This is a genomic window from Collinsella aerofaciens (assembly GCF_019131995.1).
Classification (GTDB): Bacteria; Actinomycetota; Coriobacteriia; order Coriobacteriales; family Coriobacteriaceae; genus Collinsella; species Collinsella aerofaciens_S.
This window is the reverse complement of sequence record NZ_JAHONA010000005.1, coordinates 1-14,085: the sequence shown is the minus strand read 5'-3', so window position 1 is coordinate 14,085 and position 14,085 is coordinate 1. Positions and strand designations below refer to the sequence as shown.

Genomic DNA, 14,085 nt, shown 5'->3' with positions numbered 1-14,085 from the left:
CCGCAACGTTAAAATACTGCAATAAGGCACAAGACTTGCGTTGCGGATGGACGGATTATGGGTCGTAATAAATATCCCGAGGAGACGGTCGCGAAGATTCTCGACGCGGCGCTGGAGTTATTCTGCGCACAGGGTTATGAGGGGACGAGCATTCAAGACATCGTCGACCGCCTCGATGGCATGACCAAGGGTGCTGTCTATCATCACTTTAAGAGCAAAGAGGAGATTTTCAACGCCGCATTTGATCGGGCAATGGCTCCGATTGTTGAGCACCGCCGCGCGACACTTGGTGCTGGCAATATGACGGGGGCCCAAAAGCTCAAGCGGCTGTACGCGCCCGAGTCCGTCGTTCCACAAATTGAGCTATGGGCACGCATGCATCCTGCGGCGGATCCGGTAAAAAGCTCGCGGCTGCTGGCGATGCAGTACCAAGGTTCGTTTGACGAGTCGGCCGATGGCTATCTCTTGCCAGTGATCGAGGAGGGCGTCGCCGACGGCTCCATTGCGTGCGAATGCCCGCGCGAAGCGGCGGAGGCCGTATCGTTGTTGGCGAATCTTTGGCTGCTGCCGCTGTTCCGTCCACTCGAGACCAAGGATCGAATGCTCGCTCGCGCTCAATGTTTGGCGCAGATGGCTGCTGCGGTGGGACTCGATTTGGGGGAAGAAGTGCTTCAGACAACGGCGCTGATTTGGGACGTATGGGACCGTTCCGGGTGGTAATATAGATACCAACGGTATGTAATTGATTTGCGAGGGTAGCCACGGCTGCCCTTTTCAAGTCATTAAATACATACTATCGGTATGTATTTGGGGGCAGGCTTATGGCTGGGATGCGAAGAATTAGCGTTTCGTTGGCGCCAAAAACAGTGCGATCTATCAGACTATTTGGCCTTCTTGTTGCACAGCTGTGTGCGTATTCAATGTTGTCAGCACTGTGCTTTGCGTGTCCGCTCTACTTGTTCGATTGCAGCGGCTCGTCAACGTTATATGGCGCCGTCGCGGCGATAGCGTTCATACCAGGCGTGCTCGCGACTCCGGCTGGCGGAATCTTGGCGGATCGCGGGAGACATCGCGGGGTTCTTGTGGTGCTCGGCATTGTTCTGATGGCTGCATCACTGTTGTTTATCCCCATGAAGCGTTCGCTGCCTCTTGCCGTTGTCGTGGTAGCAATGCTTTGCGTCCAATATGGTATCCAATCGCTGCTGAAACCGATGCTTCAAATTGAGACGGTGCGCATGACGGGCCCAGAAAAGGTTGAGCGTGCCACTGCGCTGGTCTCGCAGATAACCATGGCGAGCAATATCTTGGGGCCTGTAGTCGGGACGGCAGTCTATGGGTGCTTCGGTATCGATGCTCTATGCGAAACCGCGGCGTTGACGTTTGCGATGTCAGCCCTGCTGTTCGGGGGCGCACTCAAGCGAAATGCCTCATCTGGAATGACAGGGGACAGTACGACTTGCTCGACATACCGAAGCGATTTTCGGGAGTCGATTCGGTATCTGTTGCAAAACGCATCATTGCTCGTTGTGTTTTTGCTTGCAGCTATTTTGAACCTTGCGTTAGTTGGGTTAACGATTGGTGCTCCCGTCATCGTTGCAAAGCATCTCGGAATGCAGTCATCCTTTGTTGGGATTATTGAGGTGGCTATGGGCTTAGGTGGTCTTGTCGGCAGTGGTTTGGTCGGTATTTGGCCGCATCGTTTTTCCTTCAAGGGCATATGTCGATATGTTGCGATGATCTGTTTTGGAGTCGTACCGATTATTGTTACGCTACTGAGCGGTCCTGATGAACTGGCGTTTGCCGCGCTTGCGGCCGGCTCGGCATGGGTCATGGCGTGGGCAAGCATTACATCGGTTGAAATCGTTTCATTTGTTCAGCGGTCAGCGCCAAAGGAACTCTGCGGAAAAGTGCTGGCACTCGTTTATATGATGCTTTCCTGTGCAACGCCTATTGGCCAATTGGTTTACGGGCTCGCATATGATCGATGGGCTCCGGCGATTGTATTCGCAGGAATGTTGGCGGTGCTGACGTCGACGACGGCGCTGTTTAATCGGCTGAAAAGTCGCTTATGGCGAATGTCTTAAGGCGCTGGGGGACCGTGAATTTGTGGAGACAGTGGCACGCCGCGCCGGGACGGCATTGTTTAGGCATGCCTCTCCTTCGTCTACAATATCGTGCAGACGAAGGAGAGGCGTATCCATGATCAAGATGTTTGCGAGTGACTTAGACGGAACGCTGCTGAACGCCCTGCACGAGGCAGATGGGACCATCCGCCGTGCCATTCGCGAGCTGACCGAGGCTGGCCTGCATGTGGTTCCCGCGACCGGGCGCTCGACGCTGCCGATTGGCGAGCATGGCTTTACGGGCCTGGCACTCGACGCCTGCTGCTCCAATGGGTCCATCGTGCGCGACAGCCATGGCGAGGTGCTCAGGACCTGGATCATCGACTCGCAGATTACCGAGGAGCTGCTCAAGGAGTTTCCGGATATCTGTTTTGACTGCTCCACGCCCGATGGCATGTTCTCGAGTGGATCGTTCGAGATGCACCAGGCAGGCTTTAAAAAAGACAGTCCTATCAAGCGCATCGTGATGCGCGGTATGCGTGCACGTGGCGGGTATCACGAGGAGCAGTATTTCGATCAGTCGATCGGCGACATCCTGCGTCACGATGTATGCAAGATTAACTGTCGCGTGACCTCGCCCGAGCTGGAGCGCGACCTTAAGGCGTATTTGGCCGAGCGATCGGACCGCGTGGTCAACGCGCCGTTCGATCCGGTGATGTTCGAGATCACGGACGTGGCGTGCAACAAGGGCGAGAGCGTGGCCTGGCTGGCGAGCTACTACGGCATTGCCGAGGATGAGGTCGCGGTTTACGGAGACGGCGGCAACGACATCGCCATGCTCAAACGCTTCCGCCACAGCTACGCGACCAAAAACGCAAGCGATGCCGCCAAGGCCGCCGCGAGCGCAACTATCGGCAGTTGCATGGTCCACGCCGTCCCCAAACACATGCTCGCCACCATGCGCAAGCAAAACTCTCGCACCGTCATCGAATAATGTGACAAAGGGACAGCCCCTTTGTCACAGGTGACGCTGGTCTCTTGAAATACGAACAAACATTCGCATATCTAACTGCGCTTTGATAGAATTGATACTGTTGGCGGCAGTTCCATGTGCCGGGCAACGCCCTCCATCTGATGGGAGGTGATGCCCATGACCGATCTGATTGATTTCGTGAGACTTCTGACCGCTTTGGTCTCGTTCTCCACGGCACTCGTCGGGCTTTCCGAGGCACTCAAGCAACGTTCGAAGCAACGTAAAAGGGGTCGCCGCCGCTAAGGCGTTGACCCCTTAATCCAAGCAACGGCGCTGCCCAGCTTTCCAGAACTTGGGCTGCCGTCGACACTATTCTACCCACGAATGATATTTTGAACAATCGGCAATGCTGCTCCAAAAGCCAGGCACAACTGGCACAACCTAGGCGGTCGCTGAATATGGCAAAGAAACTGTCCCTTTAACACATCCAAAATATTGCCTTTACGTGTTGATGCACACGGTGTGCAATAATACTCGCACTGTGCAATAGCGCACAGGCTGAGTAACAAGGAGGACGCTTGTCCCAGCTCGAAAAATGCGACCGCCGGTCCCTTCGCTCGCAGCGTGCCCTTCGCCAGGCACTTGCCAGCGAGCTTGCCGAAAGCGGTGACCTTTCGCGCATTAATGTCGCGTCGCTCACCGAGCGCGCTGGCCTTACGCGCCGCACGTTCTATTCGCACTACCGCGATATCCCCGACTTTATCAATCAAATCGAGGACGGCTTGCTGGCCGAGATCCGTGAGCGCATTGAGCTCATCACCGCAGCTCAGCTGCCCGATCTCTATCACAACATCGATGAGCTCGAGCCGGCACCCGGTTCGGTTGAGTTGCTGCGCTACCTTGCGGCCAACCGCGATTTAATCGGATCGCTGCTGGGCCCGGGCGGCGACCCCGCCTTTATTAAAAAGATCATCGATACCGCACGCGAGGCCGTGGTGCCGCGCGCACAGACGGGCATTTTGGGCTTGGCGCTGGGCACCTTCTTTGACTACTACGTCACCTATGTCGTGAGTGCCGAGGTCGGCATGATCCAGCGTTGGTTTGAGCGTGACCTTTCTGAATCGCCCGAGACCATGGCGCGCATTATGACGGTTATCGCCTTTGTGCGCCCCGGCGACCTGTATGGCCAACCCATCGATATCAACGTGCCGGAATACGGCATGAAGCTATTGAACCTGCAGCTCGAGGACGCGGTCGACACCACCGCAACCGTCGAGTCCAACAACTAAGAGGAGAGACAATGAGCAAACTCGTCGAGGGCATTAAAGACCGTGTGGTCGCTGCCGCACGCGAGGCCGCGCCCGCCGTGGTGGACGCCGCGCAGAAGGCCGCGACCGCGGCTGCCGAGAAAGTTGCCGAGGCAGTTGCCGATGCCAAGAACGTGGCAGGGGAGACGTCCGTCGTCAGCGAGCCCGCCACCGCCGCTGAGCCCGTAGCCGCCGCCCAGGCCCCCGAAGGCGCGATCTTCAACCCCGAGAACGCTCGCGGCAACCTGCACCTGGGCATCGACGTGGGCTCCACCACCGTCAAGCTCGCCGTGCTCAACGACGACAACCAGATCGTCTACGCCAAGTACCAGCGCCACCACACCGACGTCCGCGCCTGCGCCCGCGACCTGTTCGAGGGCGCTGCGACCGTGCTGCCGACGGCCCAGATGACCTGCGCCATTACCGGCTCGGGCGGTCTGCTGCTGTCCCAGTGGCTCGACCTGGAGTTTGTCCAGGAGGTCATCGCCAGCAAGCGTGCCGTCGAGACCCTCATCCCGGCCACCGATGTTGCCATCGAGCTGGGCGGCGAGGACGCCAAGATCATCTACTTCGACAACGGCATCGAGCAGCGCATGAACGGCACCTGCGCCGGCGGCACGGGCGCCTTCATCGACCAGATGGCCACTCTGCTGCACACCGACGCCAGCGGCCTTAACGAACTCGCGGCCAACGCCACCACCATCTATCCCATTGCCAGCCGCTGCGGCGTCTTTGCCAAGACCGACGTCCAGCCGCTGCTCAACGAAGGCGCCCGCCCCGAGGACGTCGCCGCTTCCATCTTCCAGGCCGTCGTGACCCAGACCATCTCGGGCCTGGCATGCGGCCGTCCCATCCGCGGCAACGTCGCCTTCCTGGGCGGCCCGCTGCAGTACCTCTCCGAGCTGCGCCACCGCTTCTACCTCACGCTCAACCTGGACGAGGAGCACCGTATCGTGCCCCAAAACGCTCACCTGTTTGTGGCGAGCGGCGCCGCCATGGCGCACGAGTCCAACAAGCTCAGCACGTTCCCGCAGCTCATCGAGGCTATCGACAGCCTGGGTGACACACAGGGTGCCGAGGTCGAGCGCCTGGATCCGCTCTTTGCCACCGACGAGGACTTCGCCGAGTTCAAAACCCGCCACGACCAGGAAGTCGTCCCCAAGGGCAAACTCGAAGGCTACACCGGCCGCGTGTTCATCGGCATCGACGCCGGTTCCACCACCATGAAGGCCGCGCTCGTGGGCGAGGACGGCCAGCTGTTGCACACCTGGTACGGCAACAACAACGGCGACATCCTGGGCACGGCCAAGGTCATCATGGCCGATTTCTACAATCACATCCCTGCCGGCTGCACCATCGGCCACGTGACCACCACGGGCTACGGCGAGGCGCTGCTCATCGAGGCCCTCAAGGCCGACTCCGGCGAGATCGAGACCGTTGCGCACCTGCGCGGCGCCAAGGCATTCCTGCCCGGCGTCGAGTTTATCCTGGACATCGGCGGCCAGGACATGAAGTGCCTGCGCGTCAAGGACGGCGTTATCGAGCACATCATGCTCAACGAGGCCTGCTCGTCGGGTTGCGGTAGCTTTATCGAGAGCTTCGCCGTCTCTATGAACATGGACGTGCGCGCGTTTGCCGATGCCGCCATCCATGCCAAGGCCCCGGTCGACCTGGGCAGTCGCTGCACAGTCTTTATGAACTCGCGCGTCAAGCAGGCGCAAAAGGAAGGCGCCACGGTGGGCGACATTGCGGCCGGCCTGTCCTATTCCGTCATCAAGAATGCCCTGTTCAAAGTCATTAAGTTGCGCGATCCCAAGGAGATCGGCAGCCAGGTGATCGTCCAAGGCGGCACCTTTATGTCCGATGCCACGCTGCGCGCGTTCGAGCAGCTCACCGGCGTCCATGCCGTGCGCCCCGACATCGCCGGCTGCATGGGCGCCTATGGTGCTGCCCTGCTCGCCCGCGATCGCGCCGGCGCCGATGGCACCTCGACCATCCTTTCGGCCGAGGACATCGCGCACCTCACCGTGACGCAAAAGCACGTCCGCTGCGGCCGTTGCTCCAACAACTGCCAGCTTACCGTCAACGACTTTGGCGGCGGCAGGCGCTTTATCACCGGCAACCGCTGCGAGAAGGGCGCCGGCCACAAAAAGCAGAAGACCGAGGCCCCCAATCTCTTCAAAAAGAAAAACGAGCTGCTCTTTGACCGCGAGGTACTGAGCCCCGACGAGGCCCCGCGTGGTACCGTCGGCATCCCGCGCGCGCTCAACATGTACGAGAACTACCCCTTCTGGCATGCGTTCTTTACGCGCTTGGGCTTTAGCGTGCAGCTGTCCGACCAGTCGAGCAAGAAGACCTACCAGGCGGGCATCGAGTCCATGCCGTCCGAGAGCGTGTGCTACCCGGCAAAGATGAGCCACGGCCATGTGATGAACCTTATCGACCGCGATGTCGACTTCATTTGGATGCCGTGCGTGCGCTGGGAGCGCAAGGAGGATCCGACCGCCGGCAACTGCTACAACTGCCCCATCGTCATGAGCTACCCCACGGCGTTGGCGCTCAACATCGACGAGATCCGCGAGCAGAACATCGAGTTCCTGTATCCGTTTGTGCCGTATCACGACAAGACCGAGCTCAAGCGCCGCCTGTACCAGGTGCTCGCCGTCGACCGTGTGGCCGATGCGCAAGCCGGTCGCGGTCGCGTGCGCGGTCCCAAGATCACGCGCTCCGAGGTCGATGCCGCCGTCAACGCTGCTTTTGAGGCCGATGCGCGTTTCCACGAGGATATCCAGACCATGGGCGAGGAGGCTCTTAAGTGGGTCGAGGACCATGGCGGTCACGGCATCGTGCTCGCCGGTCGTCCCTACCATAACGACCCCGAGATCAACCACGCCCTGCCCGAGCTTATCTCGAGCTTTGGCTTTGCGGTCTTTACCGAGGATTCGCTTGCGCATCTGGTAAAGCCCGAGCGTCCGATTCGCGTCGTCGACCAGTGGATGTACCACAGCCGCCTGTACGCCGTCGCCCGTTTTGTGACGATGCGCAACGACCTGGACCTGATCCAGCTCAATTCCTTCGGCTGCGGCCTGGACGCTCTGACCACCGATCAGGTGCAGGAGATTCTGGAAGCCAGCGGCAAGATCTACACCGTGCTCAAGATCGACGAGGTGTCCAACCTGGGCGCCGCGCGCATCCGCATCCGCTCGCTCATGGCCGCGCTTAAGGACCAGGAGGCCGAGCGCCTGGCCGAGGCCACGGCCGCGGGCGAGGCATACGAGCAGGGCGACGCCGCGCCGGTGGCACCCTCCACGGATGCCCCCGCGTTCGCGAGCCGTAAGTACACGTTCGAGGCGCAGCGCGAGAGTGCTTCGACCGCGTGGCCCAAGGTGCCCTTTACCGAGCAGATGCGCGACGAAGGCTACACCATTCTGTGCCCGCAGATGGCGCCGATCCACTTTGACCTGGTCAAAGAGGTGTTCCGCGGTGCCGGCTACAACTTGGAGCTGCTGCCCTCGACCGATCACGATGCTGTCGAGGCCGGCCTGCGCTATGTGAACAATGACATTTGCTATCCGTCCATTTTGGTGACCGGCCAGATTATGGAGGCCATCGAGAGCGGTCGGTACGACCTGTCCAAGACGGCCGTGGTCATCAGCCAGACCGGCGGCGGCTGCCGTGCCACCAACTACATCGCGCTCATCCGCAAGGCCCTGCGCGAGAGCGGCCACCCCGAGATCCCGGTGATCTCGCTTTCGGCCGTGGCGCTGGGCGAGGACAACCCCGGCTTTAAGATTACGCCGGCACTGCTTAAGCAGGCAGTCTACGCAGTGCTCTTTGGTGACGTCATGATGCAGATGCTCTATCGTTGCCGCCCGTACGAGGCCACGCCCGGTGCCGCCAACGCACTCTACGAGGAGTACATGGCGCGCGCCCGCAAGCTGGCGCCTAAGTTCAACAGGCATAATTACACCAAGTTGTGCCGCGAGGCCATCCGCGCGTTCGACACCATGCCGCTTGTGGGCGAGGGTACCAAGCCGCGCGTGGGCGTGGTTGGCGAGATCCTGGTCAAGTTCCATCCCACGGCCAACAACCACGTGGTCGATGTCATTGAGCGCGAGGGCTGCGAGGCTGTGGTGCCGGGTCTGCTCGACTTCTTCCTGTACTCCATGAGCAACGCCGAGCTACAGAAGGACGAGCTGGGAAGCTCTGCTACCACGCGCGCTGGTATGCAGGCGCTCATCAAGCTGGTGGACTGGATGCGTACGCCGGTGGAGGAGATGCTCGAAAAGTCCAGCCGCTTTGAGGCGCCCGAGCGCATCGACACTATGGCCGACAAGGCTCGCACGGTGCTCTCGGTGTGCAACAACATGGGCGAGGGCTGGCTGCTCACGGCCGAGATGCTCGACCTGATTGACCATGGTGCACCCAACATTATCTGCACGCAGCCCTTCGCGTGCCTGCCCAACCACGTGGTGGGTAAGGCCGTGATCAAGGAACTGCGCCGTCAGCACCCCGAGAGCAACATCGTCGCAGTGGACTACGACCCCGGCGCGTCCGAGGTCAACCAGCTCAACCGCATTAAGCTCATGATCAGCGTGGCCAAGGAAAACATGCGCGCCGGTAAGGGCTTTAAGCTCGAGAAGGTGGCGCCGCTCGCGATGGACGAGGTCACCGGCCAGATGCGTGCCCATGACGGCTGCGTGAGCTGCGGGCCGGCCAGCGAAGAGGCCGTTGCATCGGTCGCCGAGCGTCTGGGACGCGGCATTAAGAAGTAACTGGCCTGCTATGTGCTAGATATGAGACAAACGGGTGGTGGCCGTACCGGCTACCACCCGTTTTTGCTGAACATATGTTGCGCAAATGACCTTGCTACAGCCTTCCGTGGGCTTGCCCGATTTTTGGGCCGGTTTGGGCTTTGAGGAAAAGTTGCTGCAGGCCCAGGGCGATTTTTCGCTCAACGCGGGCCAGCACAGCGTGACGTATCTGCCGAGTTCTGACACGGCAACGACTGGTCGCTACCAGGTGCTGCTATACGACAACAACTTTGGTGCGGCCGAAAGCTATCCCAAGTTCGACTGGGGCCAGCTGGGCGCCGCGGTGGTGACCGACTACAGCCGCGGCTCGCATTCGTTTGGGCGCATCTTTACGGTGGACGAGGTGGCACGCACCTACGGGCTCGAAGACCAGATCGCGGTGCCGTTCTCGGGCTACGTTAGCAGTGTGCAGCGCGTCGGCAATTCGAACAGCATGCTCGTGGCATCGGGTCAGGCCAAGACCTTCACCGAGTACGACCGCTACGGTCTGCCCATCGCTACCTACGAGATGGAAGCCGAAAAGTATATCTACCGCGTGTACAAGTACGAGCTGTAGGGCTGCGCTTAGGTTTGACCAATGGAGTATGAAAACACGCCGCTCGCCGATACCCCCTCCGCGAGTGGCAGCCATATGGTTTGATAAAAGAAGCATATAGTTGTCGCCAGCCTGCTGGGGACGTTCCCCTCTGACATTGGAGGCTCCAGGTATGTTTCGCGCTCCGTTAAACAACTATCGGTTGGGCTAACATGGGCCGCCGTGCTATTTCGATAACCCTTGCAGTGGTCTGCCTGGCTGTGCTCCTGGGCGCTACAGGGCTGTTTGCTATAAGCCGAGAAACGTCCTATATGCAGGAGTGCGCTTCCGAAGGGTTTGCCATTGACGGTTACTATCGGGACGACAAGACGAGTCTGGAAACCCTGGCCTTTCTTGAGGAGGACAACTGTCGATGGCAGCTGGTCGACCAAGACGGAATCTGCACAGACGGGCAGTTTAAGCGTACGGATGACCCCAACATCCTGGTATTAAAGAAGGAAAACGGCAAAGAATTCGGTACGGTTCACGTTGCGTATATATCGCGCCGACGCAATCAGGGGCAGATTTACCTAATTAGAGATACTAAGGTGACCCGATTTTATCTTGTGAGCACCGATCCGGCGTTTACGGTGGAGTCTGGCGATGTCGATCTGGACAGTTGATTCACGGCAATAAAAAAGCGAGCGGGGCGCGGGTGTGAACTGCACCCCGCTATTTGCTCGTGTCCGTATCGCACCTGCGCCTCGTCGTAACTTGCGTCCGTGCGAGCATTCATCCCGCGCTCTGCATCACTTCACATCGAACTCCACGCGATCGAGTTCGGGCACGTTGAGGTCGATGAGCTTGCGGGCGACGTGGCGGTCGTGTGCCCCAAGCGCCTCGCCTGTCGTCACATGGGCGACAATCTCACGCTCGACGACGCCCTCCTCCTCGCCTTCGGTAGCCGAGGTCTCGACGGCGACGGTGTAATCCTTAAAGCCCGGCAGCACCGCGGCAAGTTCGCGCGTAGTTTCGGTGACACCGTAGCCGTCCTGCACGCCGGTCTGCGCCGAGCCAATAGACCCCGCCGTCATAACGATGCAGGGGATGGCAAAGACTACCGTACCCACAATGATGCGGCGGCGCACCTTGCGCGATAGCTCGTCGACCTCGGCATCTTCTTCGGCGGTTACAATGCCGTCGCCGTTGAGGTCGCGCTTGAGCGGCACGCGCAAGATAAGTAATACGGCTTCGGCCGCGAGTGCGATAAAGACCACGTTGATGCCAAACTCGTAAAGCGCCGAGAGAAACAGCGACCCGCTTGCGATGGCGATGCCATAGCCCGCCGCGCACAGAGGCGGCATGAGCGCGGTCGCCACGGCCACGCCGGCGATGAGCGTGGCGGGTTCCTGGTCGCGCGAGTTGCCCAGCCCGCCTGCAAAGCCGCCTGCGAGTGCGACGGTAAGGTCCCAGACGGTGGGTGTAGAGTTGTCGATGATGGCGGCCGTGGTGGTGCCAAGGGGCGAGAGCTTAAAGTACAGCGTGGACGTGACCAGGCAAAAGGCCATCTGCAGCGCAAGGCTGGCGACGGCCTCGACGGTAATCTCGCGGTCGAGCGTGGCGATGCCGTATGCCATGGCAAGGACCGAGCCCATGAGCGGGCAGATGAGCATGGCGCCCACGATGGCGATGTCCGAATCGATATCGAGGCCGATGCTCGCGATCAGCATGGCGATGATGAGGATGCATAGGTGGGAGCCAGTCAGACGCGCCCCGTTTACAAAACGCTTGCGGATCACGTGATAGGGCGCGCGTCCCTCGCGAATGTTGAACGCGCGCTTTAAAAAGCGACCAGCCTGCTCGGCAGCCTCACTATGAGCAGGGCGGATGCCGTGGCGCCGGTGATGGCGTTCGCGTAGTCGCTTGATCTGTTGTTTGTCGAGTTCCATGTCCACCTCGTTCCAGCGCGGTCCGCGCAACGCGCCCGTTGTCCTAACTCTACACCGTGGCGGGCGGGGTGTCTGTTGGATGCGGAATCCGATGGGGCAGATGACGCGGGGGCAAATGCAAATCATAGGCTCAATTCGATCCCGCAAGAATATGATGCACCAGCTCCTACATATGTGACGAAATTGTGTAGCACGAGAGCGCGAATTTCAAAAAATCCGCTGGTGACCAATGTTGCGCAACAGAATTCAAAAATCGACAGCTACCGTTTGATACGTATGGATACATCCGTGTCAAAGGGAGAAAGCCATGGCAAACTACAGTCCACAACACTTTGAGCCTCGGGCCAAGACTGTCAACGTCAAGGGCGTTGCTAACCGCGCCGTCGCAACCGTTTTGACGGCGGGCCTCATCGCTCAGCCGCTCATGTCGCCGCTGGCGGCAATCGCCGCACCGTCGACCGATAACGGCGATTCTGTTCAGGGGGGGGGTAGTTCTGTAGAGAATACCGTTGCCGCCGGTAACCAAGCGGTCGTAAAGACGGCTGCCCAGCTGGCCGAGGAGTCGGCAAAGCAGCTCAAGGACGCTCAGGCCGCCTACGATGCCGCCCAGAAGAAGGCCGACGCGGCGGGTCAGTCTCAAAAGCAGGCTCAGCAGCAAAAGGATCAGGCCTCGCAGGCCGTGACCGATAACGCCGCCGAGCAGAACGAGGCCGAGGTAGCCGCGCTTCAGGAGAAGATCGACGAGCTTAAGGCAGCCGTCGAAAAGACCGAGCAGCAGCAGAAGAAGCTGGGCGACCTGAACGATCAGCTCGAACAGGCCAACAAGAGTGTCGAGGATAAGACCCAGGCGCTCAAGGACGCCAAGGCAAAGCAGGATGAGGCCAAGAAGGCCCTCGATGATGCCCAGGCCAAGCTCGAGGCCATGGGTATGGACGAGTACGAGGCCGCCAAGAAGGCCGTCGAGGACGCGCGGGCAAAGCTCGATGACGCCAATAAGGCCGTTACTACTGCACAGGACAATCTGGACCAGGCCAAGGCTGCCGAGGCCAACGCCCAGCAGGAAAAGCAGAATACCGAGGCAGCTTTGACGACTGCCCAGGCCAAGAAGCAGGAGACTGCCGCTGCGCTCGCAGCCGCAACCACCGCGCGCGATAACGCCCAGCAGAAGTTCAACCAGGCGCAGGCCGCGCTCGATGCTGCCGTCTCGGGTACGGGTGTCGACCTGAGTGCGCTTGAGGCCGCCAAGATCGCTGCTGCTGGCGAGCTCAAGACCGCGCAGGCGGAGCTCAATGCCGCGACGGATGCCGACGCCACCGCACAGACAAATCTGCAGGCCGCCCAGGCTGCCGTCGCTGCCGCGCAGGAGAAGGCCAACGCCGCCAACGCTGCTGTGGCATCTGCCCAGTCTGCATACGATGCGGCAAACAAGGAGTACAAGGACGCGGCCAGTAAGCGTGACGCCGCGAAGACGGCATACGAGCAGGCCCAGCAGACCGAGGCCGACAAGAAGGCTGAGTACGATAAGCTTGTCGAAGTTCGCAAGCAGAAGCGCAGCGAGTGGGAGGCAGCCTGCGCCGCTTCGAACGCCGCGGAAAAGGCTTATGACGCTGCTAATGCCCAGGTTGAGGCTCTTGAGCAGCAGATTGCAGACCTAAAGTCCAACATGACCGTTGACCAGGAAGTCATCAGTCAGGGTATGTTCGGCTTCATGAACTACATCATCGGCGGCAGCCAGTTCACAGCCACGCAGAAAAAGAACGCCCAGGATGCCGTATCGACGTTGACCGGCGCCGATGACAAGGCCGAATGGTATGACCAGTACGTCGATCAGGACATGTCTCGCGACACCAATCCGCTTTCCTTGGAGCAGATGCGCAACGCCCTGACCTACCTCGATACCCAGAACAACCTCCGCAAGGCGAACGGTCAGTCGGCACTCAGCGTCAGCCTCCGCATGACTGTGGCAGCTGCCCTCAATACATCGTATTCATCGAACATCTGGGGGCACTCTGGCTGCTACTATGATAACGGTGAAAATCTTGCCGGCGGCGGCGGCGCATATACCGGCGGAGAGACCGAGGATACCCTCGGCTGGCCCTACACCGGCCTCTACACCCAAGAGAAGGAGGCATTCGATAAGTACGTCGCGCAGTATGGCGACGAACTCGGCAGCCACCGATATGATGCCTATTATATCTCCCAGAACTACAACAGCATCTATCAAGAGTGTGGGCATTATCTCAACATCATCGATCCTTGATTATCAACTTCATCCGAACACTTCCCACATTCATCCGCACATGTGCGGATGAATGTGGGAACCCGATACCCTGAGGGCCGGACCGGCCGGCCCCGGGAGATCGGAGGACGGCATGTCCGGAAAGAAGAATAGGGGCTCCGCGAGGGCGGTCCCGAGGGCCTACGGAAGGCTCACGAGGCACGAGCGGGACACGGTCCAGAGGATG

The 14,085-nt window shown here is 59.9% G+C and carries 10 protein-coding genes; 9 read left to right on the top strand and 1 reads right to left on the bottom strand.

Annotated elements, in window-relative coordinates:
• The first annotated feature begins 57 nt into the window (after window positions 1-57).
• From KSY82_RS02560 to KSY82_RS02530, 8 genes are all read left to right on the top strand, one after another.
• The gene (locus tag KSY82_RS02560; RefSeq protein ID WP_217750176.1) at window positions 58-720 is read left to right on the top strand and encodes a TetR/AcrR family transcriptional regulator; all 663 of its coding nucleotides are present in this window, start codon (window positions 58-60) and stop codon (window positions 718-720) included.
• 101 nt (window positions 721-821) lie between these two features.
• On the top strand, window positions 822-2,084 hold the full coding sequence (locus KSY82_RS02555) for an MFS transporter (RefSeq protein ID WP_217750175.1): 1,263 nt from the start codon (window positions 822-824) through the stop codon (window positions 2,082-2,084).
• A gap of 115 nt (window positions 2,085-2,199) precedes the next feature.
• On the top strand, window positions 2,200-3,057 hold the full coding sequence (locus KSY82_RS02550) for an HAD-IIB family hydrolase (RefSeq protein WP_217750174.1): 858 nt from the start codon (window positions 2,200-2,202) through the stop codon (window positions 3,055-3,057).
• 156 nt (window positions 3,058-3,213) lie between these two features.
• Entirely contained in the window at window positions 3,214-3,339 is a 126-nt protein-coding gene (locus KSY82_RS10460; RefSeq protein ID WP_260699404.1) for a hypothetical protein, read from the top strand.
• A 275-nt stretch (window positions 3,340-3,614) separates the two neighbouring features.
• Window positions 3,615-4,325 (top strand): TetR/AcrR family transcriptional regulator, encoded by a 711-nt coding sequence (locus KSY82_RS02545; protein WP_217750173.1) that lies wholly within the window; start codon window positions 3,615-3,617, stop codon window positions 4,323-4,325.
• An 11-nt stretch (window positions 4,326-4,336) separates the two neighbouring features.
• Window positions 4,337-9,118: a 2-hydroxyacyl-CoA dehydratase gene (locus tag KSY82_RS02540; RefSeq protein WP_217750172.1), complete on the top strand. Its 4,782-nt coding sequence runs from the start codon at window positions 4,337-4,339 to the stop codon at window positions 9,116-9,118.
• 85 nt (window positions 9,119-9,203) lie between these two features.
• The gene (locus KSY82_RS02535) at window positions 9,204-9,713 is read left to right on the top strand and encodes an aryl-sulfate sulfotransferase (RefSeq protein WP_217750171.1); all 510 of its coding nucleotides are present in this window, start codon (window positions 9,204-9,206) and stop codon (window positions 9,711-9,713) included.
• 290 nt (window positions 9,714-10,003) lie between these two features.
• Entirely contained in the window at window positions 10,004-10,354 is a 351-nt protein-coding gene (locus tag KSY82_RS02530) for a hypothetical protein (RefSeq protein WP_217750170.1), read from the top strand.
• Window positions 10,355-10,480: 126 nt separating this feature from the next.
• On the opposite strand, the gene KSY82_RS02525 is transcribed toward KSY82_RS02530, so the two are convergent.
• Window positions 10,481-11,620, bottom strand: coding sequence for a DUF389 domain-containing protein (locus KSY82_RS02525; protein WP_217750169.1), 1,140 nt, complete (start codon window positions 11,618-11,620; stop codon window positions 10,481-10,483).
• Between the two features lie 307 nt (window positions 11,621-11,927).
• On the opposite strand from KSY82_RS02525, the gene KSY82_RS02520 reads away from it, so the two are divergent.
• Window positions 11,928-13,880, top strand: a complete 1,953-nt coding sequence (locus KSY82_RS02520) for a CAP domain-containing protein (protein ID WP_217750168.1) — start codon at window positions 11,928-11,930, stop codon at window positions 13,878-13,880.
• The last annotated feature ends 205 nt before the right edge of the window (window positions 13,881-14,085 follow it).